The sequence below is a fragment of the Paenibacillus sp. 1-8 genome (assembly GCF_056316205.1).
Genome location: NZ_CM149995.1, coordinates 3,614,204 through 3,629,228, shown reverse-complemented (window position 1 = coordinate 3,629,228; position 15,025 = coordinate 3,614,204). Strand labels below are relative to the sequence as shown.

General features: G+C 49.5%; 15 protein-coding genes and 1 other annotated feature. Of the genes, 13 read left to right on the top strand and 2 right to left on the bottom strand.

The genetic code is table 11. From position 1 onward, the window contains the following. Positions 1-87 precede the first annotated feature (87 nt). The 9 genes from AC0WRU_RS16620 (at position 88) to AC0WRU_RS16580 (ending at position 6,292) form a co-directional block, all read left to right on the top strand. Positions 88-618: a YqeG family HAD IIIA-type phosphatase gene (locus AC0WRU_RS16620; RefSeq protein ID WP_444955219.1), complete on the top strand. Its 531-nt coding sequence runs from the start codon at positions 88-90 to the stop codon at positions 616-618. After that, positions 611-1,738, top strand: coding sequence for a ribosome biogenesis GTPase YqeH (gene yqeH / locus AC0WRU_RS16615; RefSeq protein ID WP_476125595.1), 1,128 nt, complete (start codon positions 611-613; stop codon positions 1,736-1,738). Before AC0WRU_RS16620 ends, yqeH begins: the two co-directional genes overlap by 8 nt. A 105-nt stretch (positions 1,739-1,843) precedes the next feature. After that, positions 1,844-2,713, top strand: a complete 870-nt coding sequence (aroE, locus tag AC0WRU_RS16610) for a shikimate dehydrogenase (RefSeq protein WP_476125594.1) — start codon at positions 1,844-1,846, stop codon at positions 2,711-2,713. Between the two features lie 68 nt (positions 2,714-2,781). After that, a complete protein-coding gene (gene yhbY / locus AC0WRU_RS16605; RefSeq protein ID WP_014282548.1) occupies positions 2,782-3,078 on the top strand; it encodes a ribosome assembly RNA-binding protein YhbY in 297 nt (98 codons plus the stop codon). An 18-nt stretch (positions 3,079-3,096) separates the two neighbouring features. Next, positions 3,097-3,687: a nicotinate-nucleotide adenylyltransferase gene (gene nadD, locus AC0WRU_RS16600; protein ID WP_476125593.1), complete on the top strand. Its 591-nt coding sequence runs from the start codon at positions 3,097-3,099 to the stop codon at positions 3,685-3,687. Continuing rightward, positions 3,671-4,267, top strand: coding sequence for a bis(5'-nucleosyl)-tetraphosphatase (symmetrical) YqeK (gene yqeK / locus AC0WRU_RS16595; RefSeq protein ID WP_476125592.1), 597 nt, complete (start codon positions 3,671-3,673; stop codon positions 4,265-4,267). The genes nadD and yqeK overlap by 17 nt, the downstream gene beginning before the upstream one ends. Then, positions 4,264-4,611 carry a ribosome silencing factor gene (rsfS, locus tag AC0WRU_RS16590; RefSeq protein WP_025682016.1) on the top strand — a complete coding sequence of 116 codons (348 nt, stop codon included), beginning with the start codon at positions 4,264-4,266 and terminating at the stop codon, positions 4,609-4,611. The genes yqeK and rsfS overlap by 4 nt, the downstream gene beginning before the upstream one ends. Next, a complete protein-coding gene (locus AC0WRU_RS16585; RefSeq protein ID WP_476125591.1) occupies positions 4,608-5,516 on the top strand; it encodes a CvfB family protein in 909 nt (302 codons plus the stop codon). The genes rsfS and AC0WRU_RS16585 overlap by 4 nt, the downstream gene beginning before the upstream one ends. A 2-nt stretch (positions 5,517-5,518) precedes the next feature. Continuing rightward, positions 5,519-6,292, top strand: coding sequence for a class I SAM-dependent DNA methyltransferase (locus AC0WRU_RS16580; RefSeq protein ID WP_476125590.1), 774 nt, complete (start codon positions 5,519-5,521; stop codon positions 6,290-6,292). Between the two features lie 86 nt (positions 6,293-6,378). Here AC0WRU_RS16580 and AC0WRU_RS16575 read toward each other — a convergent pair whose 3' ends face one another. Next, positions 6,379-6,765 (bottom strand): tautomerase family protein, encoded by a 387-nt coding sequence (locus AC0WRU_RS16575; RefSeq protein ID WP_025682014.1) that lies wholly within the window; start codon positions 6,763-6,765, stop codon positions 6,379-6,381. Between the two features lie 175 nt (positions 6,766-6,940). After that, positions 6,941-7,198, top strand: a binding site (T-box leader). Positions 7,199-7,259: 61 nt separating this feature from the next. Here AC0WRU_RS16575 and leuS point away from each other — a divergent pair. Next, entirely contained in the window at positions 7,260-9,698 is a 2,439-nt protein-coding gene (leuS, locus tag AC0WRU_RS16570; protein ID WP_134913410.1) for a leucine--tRNA ligase, read from the top strand. Here the strand turns inward: leuS and comER are convergent. Beyond that, positions 9,679-10,524 (bottom strand): late competence protein ComER, encoded by an 846-nt coding sequence (comER, locus tag AC0WRU_RS16565; protein WP_476125589.1) that lies wholly within the window; start codon positions 10,522-10,524, stop codon positions 9,679-9,681. The genes leuS and comER overlap by 20 nt on opposite strands. A gap of 278 nt (positions 10,525-10,802) precedes the next feature. Here comER and AC0WRU_RS16560 point away from each other — a divergent pair, with 278 nt between their 5' ends. The 3 genes from AC0WRU_RS16560 (at position 10,803) to AC0WRU_RS16550 (ending at position 15,023) form a co-directional block, all read left to right on the top strand. Further along, a complete protein-coding gene (locus AC0WRU_RS16560; RefSeq protein WP_476128661.1) occupies positions 10,803-11,441 on the top strand; it encodes a ComEA family DNA-binding protein in 639 nt (212 codons plus the stop codon). Between the two features lie 86 nt (positions 11,442-11,527). Beyond that, the gene (locus tag AC0WRU_RS16555) at positions 11,528-12,046 is read left to right on the top strand and encodes a deoxycytidylate deaminase (protein WP_134913413.1); all 519 of its coding nucleotides are present in this window, start codon (positions 11,528-11,530) and stop codon (positions 12,044-12,046) included. Between the two features lie 220 nt (positions 12,047-12,266). Further along, positions 12,267-15,023 (top strand): ComEC/Rec2 family competence protein, encoded by a 2,757-nt coding sequence (locus tag AC0WRU_RS16550; protein WP_476128660.1) that lies wholly within the window; start codon positions 12,267-12,269, stop codon positions 15,021-15,023. Positions 15,024-15,025 lie beyond the last annotated feature (2 nt).

Genomic DNA, 15,025 nt, shown 5'->3' with positions numbered 1-15,025 from the left:
AAAAAGCTGTCCGTTTGTTGCGGATAGCTTTTTACTAACCCATATTAATATGGTATAGTTTGTCGTATGAAACTGAGGTGACCGACGTTGTTTGAAATGCTGATGCCCAAATTACGGGTGAATACCGTCTTTGATATTGATCTTGAAGGCTTGTATGCTCAAGGATATCGCGGCATTATTACGGATTTGGATAATACGCTGGTTGGTGCAAAAGCGCCGAATGCGACTCCCGAGCTGGTGGCCTGGTTTGAGAAGGTCAAACAGGCGGGTTTTAAGCTTGTCATCGTGTCTAATAACAATATGGACCGTGTATCCGTGTTTGCTACGCCTTTGGACATTGAATTTATACATGCCGCACGGAAGCCCTCCAACTCGTCTTTTCGTAGAGCCATTCGTATGATGGGGCTTACTTCGGAAGAGACTATTATGGTCGGAGACCAAATGTTGACGGACGTATTGGGCGGTAACCGACTGGGATTGTATACGGTGTTGGTGCTACCGATATCCATTCATGATGAAGGAGTCATGACCCGCTTTAATCGGCGGTTGGAGCGAATCGCGCTCACAAGGTTACGTAAGAAAGGCTTATGGCTTGAGGAGGAAAAGAAGAATGACTGAAAGACCTGACGGCGGAACTGCTGTCAAATGTAGTGGCTGCGGTATCACGATGCAGACCACCAGCCCGGAGCTTCCGGGATATATTCTGGAAAAACTGCTTACACGAGAGCCTGTCATTTGTCAGCGCTGTTTCCGGATTAAAAACTATAATGAAACGTCTTCGGTAGCCGTGGATCAGGATGAGTTCCTGAAACTGCTTAGCCAGATTGGGGACAAGGACGCGCTCGTCATCCACATTGTGGATATTTTTGACTTTGAAGGTAGTCTGATTTCCGGCTTGCAACGTTTTGTAGGCTCTAATCCGGTTGTACTGGCTGTGAACAAGACGGATTTGTTGCCTAAGGTAACGAACTGGAACAAGGTCCTGAACTGGGTACAAAAACAGGCTAAGGAGCAAGGACTTCGTACGGCGGATATCGTTCTGTGCTCGGCAAAAAAAAATCAGGGCTTTGATCGTCTGCTGGATGTAGTATCCGAACTGCGCGGCAATCGGGATGTGTATGTGGTCGGTGCAACAAATGTTGGTAAATCCACGCTCATTAACCGTTTGATCCGTGATCATAGCGATATGGAGCAGGAGTTAACAACATCCCGCTACCCGGGAACGACGCTGGATATGGTGAATATTCCGCTTGACGACGGCAAGCATATTATTGATACACCGGGGATTGTGTATCCTTGGCGTTTCAGTGAAATCGTGTCCCGGCAGGATTTGGGCGCTATTATGCCGGACAAGCCGCTGAAACCAGCTGCTTATCAGTTAGACCCTGGACAAACGCTGTTTTTCGGTGGGATGGCACGGTTTGATTTTGTAGAGGGGCAACACCAATCGTTCACCTGCTACATCAATGGTGGCCTTAAAATTCATCGTACCAAGCTGGAGCGGGCGGATCAACTGTTCAAAGATCATGCCGGAGAACTGTTGTCACCGCCGACACGTGATCAGTTGGCAGATATGCCGGAATGGACAAGACATGAGTTCCGCGTTCCCCGTAAATCTCAATCGGATATTTATATCTCCGGTCTGGGATGGATCAGGGTCAATAGTGAGAACGGGGCTTTGGTAGCGGTTCATGCTCCTCGGGGAATCCGTGTCCTTTTACGGCCTTCGTTGATTTAACGGATGTTGAACCATGTGATAGGGCGGCAAGGAACAGATTCAGGTTCCTGCCGCCGTTCATGTATTTGTGCGGCCTAATATTTTGCAATATGGGGGAGAACGACGATGAGCAGCGGGGAGTCTGGAGTGACCGAACAAGGTCTTGTATTATTGGGCGTATTGGGTGATCCGATCAAGCACTCCAAATCGCCTCTCATGCATAAAGTAGCTTTAAAGGCAGCGGGGATAGAGGGAGATTTTGTTCCTCTTCACGTCAAGCCCGATCAACTGGAGGACGCCATGAAGGGGATTCGTGCTCTGCATTTCCGCGGAGTCAATGTGACGATTCCTCATAAAGTTGAAGTTATGAAATATTTGGATGAGATTGATGAAGGAGCCAGACTCATCGGCGCTGTTAACACGATTGTGAACGACAATGGACGTCTTAAGGGTTACAATACGGACGGGATCGGCTACGTGCGTTCCCTCAAAGAAGAGACTTCGGTCAAGCTGAAAGGTACAAGAATCGCGGTGATCGGAGCCGGAGGTGCTGCCAGAGGTGTGATTCATGCGTTACTGAAGGAACAGCCGGAATCGGTCATTATTCTGAATCGGACACGCGATAAGGCCGAGCAGCTGGCACTGGAGTGGACGACGGAAGCGATCCCTGTGACGGGCTATTCTAACGATGAAGCGGAGAGCGTGCTTGCATCGGTGGATGTGCTGATCAATACGACCTCGGTAGGAATGTCTCCTCTGTCCGACGAGCTTCCGCTAAAAACGAGTCTGATTCCAGAAGGAATCATTGTGAGTGATTTGATCTACAACCCGCTGGAAACGAGATTTTTGTGCGAAAGCCGTGAACAGCGCGGCTGCACCGTGCATGGAGGCTTGGGCATGTTCGTGTATCAGGGAGCGGTGGCTTTTGAGTATTTTATGGGCGTAGCCCCTGCTGTAGACGAAATGAGAGCGGCTGTGCTGAGAAGCCTGTCGTAAGTCGGATTTTACACTAAAATTATGGAATTGCCACATGGCATATGTGGTTATGAAGGAGTTAAGTATACATGTTAACAGGTAAACAAAAAAGGTATTTGCGCTCAATGGCGCATCATCTGGACCCGGTTTTTCAAGTAGGGAAAAACGGTACGAACGAGCATCTTATGCGTCACATTAACGATGCGATTGAAAAGCGCGAGCTGATGAAGGTGCAGATTTTGAACAACTGTCTGGATGACAAGCATGAAATTGCGGAAGAGCTGGCTACGGAAACAGGTTCCGAGCTTGTACAGCTCATTGGGAGCACGATTATTTTGTACAAGGAATCCCGTGATAACAAGCAAATCGAGTTGCCTAGAGGATAAGCACGCGGGGAGAAGACTATGAAAATCGGTATTATGGGCGGTACATTTGACCCGATTCATATTGGACATCTGCTGGCTGGAGAAGCGGCAAGGGATGCCTATGCGCTGGACCATGTATGGTTCATGCCTTCCCATATCCCTCCGCACAAGCATCAGGCGGGGGCGAGCGGCACGGAGCGGCTGGAGATGACGAGTGAAGCGGTGGCGGGCCATTCTGCTTTTGAAGTATTGGATATTGAAGTGCTTCGCGGTGGGGTATCTTATACTATTGACACGATCAAAGAGCTTCAGGAGCTGCATCCTGCTGTGGATTTTTATTTTATCATCGGCGCGGATATGGTGAATTACTTACCTCATTGGCAGGGGATTGAGGAGCTGGCACAGCGAATTTGTTTTATCGGTGTCCGGCGTCCCGGTTTCCAGCTTGCGCTGAATGAACTGCCGCATTATTTGCAGAACAAGGTGCTGCTGGCGGATATGCCAGTGGTGGATATTTCTTCGACGGATATTCGGGAACGTGTTGCGGAAGGGCGCACCATTCGCTATCTTGTGCCTGATCGTGTGCATGACTACATTACAAGGGGCGGTTTGTATGAAGTACAGCCGTGAGCAATTGATGGAGGCTATATCCGGTCAAATGCCTGAAAAACGCTGGAAGCACACCCTGGGGGTCATGCATACCTCGGTGGAGCTTGCCAAGCGGTATGGCGCGGACCCGGATAAGGCCGAATTGGCGGCTATTTTGCATGATGTAGCGAAATATTGGCCCGTTCAGCAGATGGAGGAAATAATTCGCAATCATCCTGAATGTGACCAGGAGCTTTTACAGCATGACAAGCAACTGTGGCATTCTGAGGTAGGATATTGCGTTGCCTCTAGAGACTACGGGGTGGAAGACCTTGAAATACGGAATGCCATTCGCTGGCACACCTCAGGGCGTGTGGGTATGAGTTTGCTGGACAAAGTCGTGTGTCTAGCTGATTACATCGAGCCGGGACGGGATTTCCCCGGGGTCGAGCATATCCGCAAGCAGGCGAAAAAAAGTTTGGAGCAGGGTCTTGTCGCTGGATTTGATTCCACGATTTCACTGCTGCTGGAGAAGAAAAAGGTTATTTTTCCGCTGACGGTACTGTCGCGAAATGATCTGATTCAACAACTTAAACAGAGAAAATCGGAGGTTCATGAATGACCATAACTAATGAGAAATTAATGCAAATTACGGTTGAGGCCGCTGAAGATAAGAAGGCCATGAATATTGTAGCCCTTGACTTGCGGGGCGTATCTCTTGTCGCGGATTATTTTGTAATCTGTCACGGTAATTCGGATACCCAGGTACAGGCGATTGTGACGGAAATTCGCAAACGTGCTCATGATGAAGGTACGACAATCAAAGGGATCGAAGGAATGGATTCCGGTCGCTGGGTTCTGATGGACTTGGGTGATGTCGTAGTGCATGTCTTCCATCGTGACGAGCGCGAATATTATAACATTGAAAGACTTTGGTCGGATGCTAAGGTCGTGGAGAAGGTATGAATCTGATTGCTGGTACTTATGTCACGATTATGGTAGATCGTGAGGTATCCCCCTTCGGCTACTTTCTCACAGTCGGCGATCAGGATGTACTGCTCCATTATACAGAATTGACACGTGAGATCGAAGTTGGAGAACGGCTGGAAGTATTTATTTTTCACGATACAGAGGACCGTTTGGCCGCTACTATGAAAAAACCGTTCCTGTCACTGAGCGAACTGGCAAAGCTACAGGTGGCGGATGTGCATCCGCGTCTGGGTTGTTTTCTGGAAATGGGATTGGGTCGTCAATTGCTGCTGCCGATTCGTGAGTTGCCTGAGAACCGGGATTTGCATCCTCAGGTGGGCGACTATGTGTATGCTATCATGGAGCATGATAAGCAGGGCAGACTGCGGGCGAAGCTGGCGGGTGAGCAGGAGCTGGCTCCGTTGTCCTTCCATGCACCTGATTCATGGCTAAATACATGGGTACAGGCGACAGTGTATAAGCCGCTTCAGATGGGTACGTTCGTCCTGGTAGACGGAGGCGTGCTTGGTTTTGGCGCGATTGGCATGATCCACTCCTCGGAACGCAACCGGATGCTTCGTTTGGGTGAAGAGGTGAAGGTACGGGTCACACTGGTTCGTGAAGACGGTCGGGTGAATCTGGCAATGTCACCGCGCAAGGAAGTGGGCCGTGATGAGGATGCAGATCGGCTAATTGCCTTTCTGAAAGAGCGCCCGGGTGGCGGTATGCCTTATTCCGACGCAACGCCGCCGGATATTATTAAGCAACGGTTCGGTATCAGTAAATCCGCCTTCAAGCGTGCGATGGGCAAGCTGATGAAGGAAGGGCTGGTTACACAAAAGGAAAACTGGACCTACCTGGTGGAGAAAATGCCTGAACCGAAGGACGGGAATGGGGAATAAAGATGGCTTCTTACCGGAAGTTTGCCTATGTGTATGATGAGCTGATGCAGGACATGCCGTACCCGGACTGGCTGCGTTTCGCTCGGCAGGCCTGGGATCAGCATGGTATGCCGCATACGGTGGCAGAGCTGGGCTGTGGGACGGGCTCCATTACGATTCCACTGGTCAACTCGGGCTTCGAGGTGGCTGGCATCGACTTGTCTTCAGATATGCTGGCAGTAGCCCGTCGCAAAATGGAAACGACTACGCAAGGACAGCGTTTGTTCCGTGAGGGTAGTATCCGCTGGGTAGAGCAGGATATGCGGGAATGGAATTTACCGGAGCCTGTGGATTCTGTCATTTCTTTTTGCGATTGTCTGAATTATTTGCTGGAGGAAGAGGACATTGCTGCTACTTTTCGCAGAACGTATGCCGGTCTTAAGCCTGGCGGAACCTTTCTGTTCGATGTACACCATCCCCAGACGTTTGTGCGTTATGATGAAGAGCAGCCCTTTGTACTGGATGAGCGCTCCATTTCATATATTTGGACTTGTGCGTTGGATGCTCCACGCTGTGAAATTGAGCATCATCTCAGCATTTTTGCGAGAGCAGAAAATGAAGGGCGCGATGTATACCAGCGGTTCGAGGAAATTCATGTGCAACGTGCCTATGACCCGGACTGGATGAAAACGGAATTGTCCAAAGCCGGTTTTCGCGATGTGAAAGTATATGCGGACTTTGACTGGGTAGAAGCAGTAGATGACGCGGCCAGATTATTTTATGTTGCTGTAAAATAGCGAAGCTTCATCAAGCGAATATGGGAAAAAGAAAGACGCTTTTCATGATGACATGAAGGGCGTCTTTTTGCATAAGAGCTTTGAAATTATATGTTTACTTTATAGTTCAGTTGAAGTTCATCACCCGGTACACCGCGAATGCCCCAATTCTGTTTCGGTGTCTCGAATATAGTAATTTCAAGATCCTGCGGGGCAATGCCTAAATCGTTAATTCTTTGGAATAGCAGCTGGATAAGGTGCTTTTTAGCCTCTGTTGTTCTGCCTTCAAACACACTAATTTCAATAATGGTGTATGCCTCCGAGCGATCGTGGGCAAATATGAAGTCTTCCTGATTCATAGGAAAAAAACGATGAAACCTTTTGTCGGGGGGATATTGGAACGCATCCACCACGGCGGAGTGGATCACATCTGAAAGTTGCTCCTTGATCGGATTCAGGGCTTCTTTTATTCCGTAAATTTTAATTTGTGCCATGTCTCAGCTCACCTTTCTCATCTCAACTCATCTCAATCTGGCTCGGAGCTAATTATAAAACATTTGCCTTCGTGTGTCATGTAGCAAACGAATGAAGCTGGTGTTTAGCACCAAATGTAGTCCTTATTTGACTTTTTTCGCGGTTTTCAATATAATAGTGCCATTATTAACGGTTAAACAATCGCTGATGAGGAATAGTAGTTTTGTCTGGACATGTAGAGAGCCGGCGGATGGTGCAAGCCGGTTGACAGTGCAAAGTGAACTCGCCTCGGAGATATGCGCCCAACGCAGGAATGCCCTATACAGGTGCTTGTACCCTGTTATTAACCCGCATCGGATCACCTCCGTTATCAGGTGCAAAGGGAGTAGAAGGCGAAGAACGCTTTCTGCTAACTAGGGTGGTACCACGGGAATATAACCTCTCGTCCCTAGCGCTGACACGCTACGGGATGCAGAGGTTTTTTTGTTGCATACCGTTTGAGGAGGAAATGACAATGACAGACACACAGCCGAAGCACGGCTATCAACCGCAAAGTATTGAACCAAAATGGCAGAAATATTGGGATGAGAACAAAACGTTCCGTACCGGGGAAGAGCCGGGCAAACCGAAGTTTTATGCTTTGGATATGTTCCCGTACCCGTCTGGAGCTGGTCTGCATGTAGGCCACCCGGAAGGATATACGGCAACGGATATTGTCTCACGGTATAAAAGAATGCGCGGCTACAACGTACTGCATCCGATGGGTTGGGACGCCTTCGGTCTGCCTGCCGAGCAGCATGCGCTGGATACGGGAGAGCATCCACGTGAAATTACGGTGAAAAATGTTAATAACTTCCGCCGTCAAATCAAATCGCTTGGCTTTTCATACGACTGGGATCGTGAAATCAGCACAACAGACCCCGATTATTACAAATGGACACAGTGGATTTTCATCCAGCTGTACAAGCGCGGTCTTGCTTATGTAGCTGAAGTGCCTGTGAACTGGTGTCCTGCATTGGGAACGGTGTTGGCGAATGAAGAAGTAATTGACGGCAAGAGTGAGCGTGGCGGTCATCCGGTTATCCGCAAACCCATGCGTCAATGGATGCTGAAAATAACGGAATATGCGGATCGTCTGCTGGACGATTTGGAGGAGCTGGATTGGTCCGAAAGCATTAAGGATATGCAGCGGAACTGGATCGGCAAGTCTACCGGGGCAGAGGTTCATTTTCCAATTGAAGGCCATGACAAGCAACTGACGGTATTTACAACCCGCCCGGATACGCTGTTCGGCGCAAGCTACTGTGTGCTGGCTCCTGAGCAGGAATTGGTGGATGTTATCACTACACCTGAGCAAAAGGATGCCGTCAATCAATACCGTGAACAAGCTGCCCGTAAAAGCGATCTGGAGCGCACGGATTTGGCGAAGGATAAAACGGGTGTCTTCACAGGCGCTTACGCGGTGAATCCGGTGAACGGTGAAAAGCTGCCGATCTGGATCGCCGACTATGTGCTGGCTGGCTACGGAACAGGCGCGATTATGGCTGTGCCTGGTCACGATACACGTGACTGGGAATTTGCGAAGCAATTCGGGCTGAATATCATTGAGGTTGTCCAAGGTGGGGACGTGGCTAAAGAGCCATACACCGAGGATGGTCCGCACGTCAATTCAGGTCCGCTGAATGGACTTACGAATGAGGAAGCAATTCCGAAGATGATTGAATGGCTGGAAGCCGAGGGTAAAGGGCAAGGCAAAGTAACGTACCGCTTGCGCGACTGGCTGTTCAGCCGTCAACGCTATTGGGGCGAGCCGATTCCGGTGATTCATCTGGAAGATGGAACGATCAAAACAGTTCCTGAGGATCAACTGCCGCTCGTGCTGCCGGAAATGGATAACATCAAGCCTTCAGGCACAGGAGAGTCTCCTTTGGCGAATGCGACGGACTGGGTAGAAACTATTGATCCCGAGACCGGCTTGAAAGCACGCCGTGAGACGAACACCATGCCGCAATGGGCAGGAAGCTGCTGGTATTACCTGCGCTATATTGATCCGCACAATGATAAAGAGCCTGTATCCAAGGAGAAGCAGCGCGAATGGCTGCCTGTGGATCTGTACATCGGCGGTGCGGAACATGCGGTTCTTCACTTGCTGTATGCCCGTTTCTGGCACAAGGTGCTGTATGATATCGGCGTTGTAGAAACGAAAGAGCCTTTCTACAAGCTGGTCAATCAGGGTATGATTCTGGGCAACAATAATGAAAAAATGAGTAAATCACGCGGTAATGTCATCAACCCTGACGATATTGTGAATACGTTTGGCGCCGATACGCTGCGCATTTATGAGATGTTTATGGGGCCGCTGGAAGCGACCAAGCCATGGAGCGAAAACGGGGTTGAGGGAGCGCATCGTTTTCTGTCCCGCGTATGGCGCCTGTTCGTTTCCGAGGATGGCAGCCTGAACGATAAAATTACAAATGAAGGCGGCAGTGATGAGTTCAATCGGACTTGGCATAAAACGCTGAAAAAAGTAACCGAGGATCTGGACGCGCTGCGTTTCAATACGGCGATCAGCCAACTGATGATTTTTACCAATGATGCATACAAAGCAGACCGTCTGCCGCGTGCAGCAATGGAAAACTTCGTGCAAATGCTGTCGCCGCTTGCACCGCATCTGACTGAGGAACTGTGGCAGTTGCTGGGACACAGCGAAAGCATTACCTACGCGGCTTGGCCTGCTTATGATGAAGCATGGACGGTGGATGCTGAAGTGGAAATTGTGGTGCAGGTGAACGGTAAAATCGTGCAGCGTGCGACGATTGCCAAAGACCTTGACGCCAAAGCGATGGAGGCATTCGCGCTGTCGCTGGACAACGTTCAGCAGGCGCTGGCTGGTAAAACGGTCCGCAAGGTGATTGCTGTTCCAGGCAAACTGGTCAATATTGTTGCGGGTTAATCTGCTTTAAGCCGAAGGAGGCGTCTATCTTTTGCATGTCCTCCTCATACTTGTTGTGTGTGGCCCGTATCAGCTCGGGGAAGACGCTATGCAGGCTGATGTCCAGCAGTGCGAGGGCTTCAGCGGTGATACCTCCGGGAACTGCTACCCTCGCCTGCAACTCGGCTGGTGTCATTCCGCCCTCCGTTAGTAGCTTTCCTGTGCCGATAATCATTTCACCGGCCAGGGCGCATAGCTCCGTACGGTCTATACCCGTAGCCTGAACCGCAGCATGAATCCACTGGTCCATAAAAAAGGCCAGGAAAGCAGGGCCGCAGCTGGAAAAATCCGACGTAATACGCGTATGGGTTTCTTTAACCCGAATCGGCCTGCTAATGTGGGACATAAGCTCTTCCAGAAGGGAGCGATCCTCCTCTGTAATCCGGCTGCCATGGATGCATAGTGAGGCTCCGCTGCCTACCTGGTGGGTAATGCTGGGAATAATTTTGGACACTTTGGCTTTCAGTGAATGCTCCAAGATGCGGATCTGTACCGGACTTGTAATAGAAACGACGATTTGCTCTCCTGTAATGACGTTGCGTATTTCATCCGTTACGGCTTTTGATTCCAGCGGCTTCACGCAGATAAACAGGATATCGCTATCCGCTGCCGTCTCACGGTTGCTTTGGGCAGCATGTAATCCTGGATAACGACGGGCCAGCTCGGCTACCTTGGAATACGTTCGATTGCTTGCTGATATTTGCTGTGGCTTAAGTGCGTTGGAATGAATAAAAGATTCAATCAGCAGACTTCCCATGCTGCCAGTCCCGATAAATCCAACTTTCATCGTTCAACGTCCTCCTTTCATACTTTGCGGTAAAGACGCTGTCATTCTTCTTAGTGTATGCACCCGGTCTTGGCCGACATGACGAATTTTATGTCTTAGCATATTAGATCGTGCCCAAGGACGCACCTCTCTTTGGAAAATGGCTCACAGCGAACCGCATGGAGGTTGTTTACATCCTCCGGTTAACGGGATAGGACAGGCTTGCTCTGTTCGAGTGTGACGCTGTATTGAGTGGCTCACTTTCCCTAAATCTATGTGTAGAAGGGGACGAAATGGAAATGAACCGCGTATGGACTGGAACGGCAATAGTGCTTTCCCTAATCGGCAGTGGGCTTATTCTGTTTGCTGGTGGGCAGCGTCCGGAGCCGGAAGAAGAGTGGCAGTTGCTTAATCGTAAGGTAGAGCAGGCTTTAGTAGTAGAGCCGGATCAAAATGAGTCGCAGAGCAATAGCGGCCAGACTCAAGGAAAGCGTGTTGTAACGGAAGCCTTAGGCAAAGCTGAACGCAGTTCGGATGGCGAAGGAGCTGGCAATGTGAAGCGTGGTGCTGTACAGGGTTCTGCTAGTGCATCGGTCGACGGGAACGAAAGCTCCAGTACTGTAAAGCAGTCTGAGGCGACGGATTCTGATTTCGTTACTTCCGCTACTGGCGTTGACAACTCGAATACCACGACGAACAGGACGAATGCAGTGAGCGATCCCGTTGCTTCATCCGCTTCCGGTGAAAAAAAGGTGAACATCAACACGGCGACTGCTGCCGAGTTAATGGAACTGCCGGGGGTTGGAGCTAAAAAGGCCGAAGCGATTCTGAACTATCGTAATCAGCACGGGCCGTTCAAGCGTGTGAATGATTTGGATCATGTAAAGGGAATCGGCGCTAAAATGTTGGCGAAAATGAAGCCTTACGTCAGCTTATAATTACATAAGTAGACGATGTGCAGGCTATCAGGATGGCTTTAGCGGATATATTTACGTTGTAACTTGTGTTTACAGGAGAGATGGATATGAGTGCAGATGTACGCAAGGACTGGGACACCTATTTTATGGATATCGCTTATATGGTATCTACCCGTTCGCGCTGCTCGCGGCGTCATGTTGGAGCCGTACTTGTACAAGGCAAAAAGCTTTTGGGTACAGCCTATAATGGTGCACCATCCGGGGTACCTGATTGCTCTGAGGCAGGTTGTATGATTTCGGAGGAATACGAGGTCGTGCATCGCGAGGGGCTGGAGGAAATGGTTAAAAAGCAGCGCTGCATCCGCACGATTCATGCGGAGCAGAACTTGCTACTGTTCACAGACCGGATTGATCGTGAAGGCTCCTCGGTATATGTGACCGACCAGCCGTGCTGGACGTGTGCCAACATGCTGGCGAACAGCGGTATTGTGGAGATTGTATACCACCGTCCTTACCCAAAGGATGCCGACAAGGTTCGTGCCATGATGGAGCAAAAAGGAATTGCCTTCCGTATGCTGGAGAACTATCATCCACCGAAAGAAACGCTGATGGATGTTATGAATTAAGACATGATAAATTAAAAAGTACACGAGGAAGAACCTCTGACGAAATGCTATTTTGTCAGGGGTTCTTTTTTGTTTTGCGGTTTGAGCACAGAACCCTATTTTTCTACCGGGAGGTGGTTATATTCAAGCCAAACTGGTTTTAAGCAGACCTATCTTAACCCTTACGGTATGTTGGATTACGGGAAGTGCAGGAGCATGCTTGTATTCCGGACGTATGCTGCTGTTGCTCTGGGCGGGTGTCACGCTGATTTTACCTCTTGTAGCTCTATTGATGAAAATTCCAGTCCGGCATGTGGTATTGCTGTGGCTTGTCTTGAGTGGAGGTGGATTCCATTGGGCTTGGCATGATACGCATAATGTGAGCCATATTCCCGAGGCCCTTCATGTATCGGCTTCCAAGCTGGAAGACGAGCCTGTTCAAGCATCCGGATTTATTGCTTCCGAGGTACAGGTAGACGGTGATCGGGCACAATTTGAGATGAGGATTACTGCAATAAGCAAAACGAGAGGCAATTCCAATCCGAATAAGAAGCCTACATCTGCGAGTAGTACCCGTACTGATTCTAAATTACTGCCCAATGACACCTTTCAGGGCGGGGTTGGAAAGAGCGAAGCTATTTCTGAACAGGTTATGGTGTACATCAAGCTGGCTGCCAAACAGGAACAGCAACCTGCGGCAGAATGGCAGCGTGGAGATGCAATTCAACTGTACGGCAGCTTAAAGGCTCCTGCAACAGCGGGGAATTTTGGCGGCTTTGATTACAATGAATACCTGCATACACAGGAGATTCACTTGCTTTTCAAAGGGAATGGAGCCGCTTCGGTACAGAAGCAGCAAGCTTCCCAGTGGAACCGTTACACCTTGTTCAGGTGGAATGATCAGCTTAGGGAGCAATTGGGGCAACGGATGGACTTAGCTTTTGGTTCTCTTTATCACGCAGGATATATGAAAGGACTGGTACTAGGAGTTACGGATGAGCTGGACCCGGCAACGTATAACGAATTTACGCAGCTTGGATTAACGCATATTTTAGCGATATCCGGTATGCATGTGGCGGTATATGCAGCTACGCTACTGTATTTACTCAAGCTATTGCGAGTGAGTCGGGAGACGTCTCTTACGGTCGTGATGGTGCTTATTCCGGCTTATGTACTGCTGACAGGTGCTTCTCCCTCTGTTGTGAGGGCTGGAATTATGGCCATGATCGGCCTGTTTGCAGCCAGACGGGGAATGCTCAAGGACGGACTTAGCATTTTGAGTGTGTCCGCGTTATTGATGCTGCTTTGGAATCCGTATTACCTGCTTAGTGTCAGTTTTCAGCTTTCTTTTCTGGTAACAGCCGGGTTGCTCATTTACATGCCGCTGATGAAGCCGTTTTTCGCCAAATGGCCTCTTCTGATCGGCGGCGAAATTGCGATTACGATCACAGCGCAGCTTGTTTCGTTTCCGATGACGGTCTTCTACTTTAATCAATTCTCGCTGCTATCGTTTGTGGCTAATTTTGTACTCGTTCCACTCATTACGTATATCGTGCTTCCACTGGGTACGGTGGCGATGGGAATCGCCTTTCTATGGGAGGACGGGGCTCGTATCCTTGCATGGCCGGCAGAGCAGCTGAACGAACTGACCTTTTGGCTTGTGAGATGGATGAACGTGGATGACACTTATGTGAGTATTTGGCCGTCTTCCTCCATTCTGTGGGTCATGGCGTATTATGCTGCTTTGTACAGTATTCTGTACTGGCTCAAATCATGGATGATATCTCGAAGGCGAACAGATGAAACTGCTAGCTTGGGGGCAGCACTGGGGAGGGAAAAGGAGAGACTTTCAGCCGGACGCAATTCGGTGGGACAAAGCACATCTGTTCCTATGCCATCACCCATACATACAGGATTAGCGGCATCTGCGGAGTGGGCAGCTATATTGCAGACGGAGCGTGAGCCTGAAGGAGCAGGCAAATATGCACGTCGACAGTGGAATGGTTATAGTCATTTGGCGCTGGCTTTAAGTGGTATTGCCTGGCTTGGCATCCTGTGTATAGGTTACATAACTCCAGGTGGAGGGAATACGGGAACGGTTCAATACCTGGATGTAGGCCAAGGTGACAGCATTTTAATTACAACGCCGGGCGGTAAACATATTTTGGTGGATGGCGGGGGCACGATGGATTTTACGACAGGAAAAAATGCTTGGCGTAAGCGAAAAGACCCCTACGAGGTAGGTGAGGATACGATTGTACCCTTGTTGAAGCAGCGCGGTATACATCGGCTGGATGCTGTCATTTTAACGCATGGAGATCATGACCACGCTGGAGGATTGCAGGCTGTGCTTGACCAGATTCCAGTATCGGCCTTGGTTTTTAACGGCACCCTGACAGACAAGGCACCTTTCCGCAAGCTGTTGAACACGGCTGTAAACAAGCAGATTAAGCTGTACGGTGCGTATTATGGTATGGAGTGGAGACCGGATCAGGATACGAAAATCCGCTTTATTCATCCGCTTCCGCTGCAGGAGGAAGAAACCGGAAGTTTGCCCGTTGTGAAGGACCAAAATCATTATTCCGTTGCAATGATATTGGAGATGGAGGGGGCTTCCTTTTTGTTCACAGGAGATATGGATGATGCAGCAGAATCGCTGTTGCTTTCCGAGTTAGCTCATTCACCATCCCATACCGAAGCAGAGGGGAGGACGGCGGTTGTAAGGCAAGCTGTAGATGTCTTGAAAATAGCACATCACGGTAGCAAGCACTCCACCTCGGAAGAATGGTTATCCTACTGGCGACCGAAGATATCCGTCATTTCAGTCGGAGCTAGCAATACATATGGACACCCGAATGAAGCGGTATTGGATCGTCTATCAGCGGTTGGTTCTGCTATATATCGAACAGATACGATGGGAGAGGTCCAAATCCGAGCGCATCAAGGCAAATTGAGTGTACGGTACAAACATAACCTTGAACATGCGGATACAAGATGAAT

Bases quoted from the DNA above. Each gene is read 5' to 3' on its own strand.
- AC0WRU_RS16585 (WP_476125591.1), top strand. From the start codon at position 4,608: ATGAATCTGATTGCTGGTACTTATGTCACGATTATGGTAGATCGTGAG.
- comER (WP_476125589.1), bottom strand. From the start codon at position 10,524: ATGAAAGTTGGATTTATCGGGACTGGCAGCATGGGAAGTCTGCTGATT.
- AC0WRU_RS16555 (WP_134913413.1), top strand. From the start codon at position 11,528: ATGAGTGCAGATGTACGCAAGGACTGGGACACCTATTTTATGGATATC.
- AC0WRU_RS16575 (WP_025682014.1), bottom strand. From the start codon at position 6,765: ATGGCACAAATTAAAATTTACGGAATAAAAGAAGCCCTGAATCCGATC.
- aroE (WP_476125594.1), top strand. From the start codon at position 1,844: ATGAGCAGCGGGGAGTCTGGAGTGACCGAACAAGGTCTTGTATTATTG.
- yqeK (WP_476125592.1), top strand. From the start codon at position 3,671: ATGAAGTACAGCCGTGAGCAATTGATGGAGGCTATATCCGGTCAAATG.
- leuS (WP_134913410.1), top strand. From the start codon at position 7,260: ATGACAGACACACAGCCGAAGCACGGCTATCAACCGCAAAGTATTGAA.
- rsfS (WP_025682016.1), top strand. From the start codon at position 4,264: ATGACCATAACTAATGAGAAATTAATGCAAATTACGGTTGAGGCCGCT.
- yhbY (WP_014282548.1), top strand. From the start codon at position 2,782: ATGTTAACAGGTAAACAAAAAAGGTATTTGCGCTCAATGGCGCATCAT.
- AC0WRU_RS16560 (WP_476128661.1), top strand. From the start codon at position 10,803: ATGAACCGCGTATGGACTGGAACGGCAATAGTGCTTTCCCTAATCGGC.
- AC0WRU_RS16580 (WP_476125590.1), top strand. From the start codon at position 5,519: ATGGCTTCTTACCGGAAGTTTGCCTATGTGTATGATGAGCTGATGCAG.
- nadD (WP_476125593.1), top strand. From the start codon at position 3,097: ATGAAAATCGGTATTATGGGCGGTACATTTGACCCGATTCATATTGGA.
- yqeH (WP_476125595.1), top strand. From the start codon at position 611: ATGACTGAAAGACCTGACGGCGGAACTGCTGTCAAATGTAGTGGCTGC.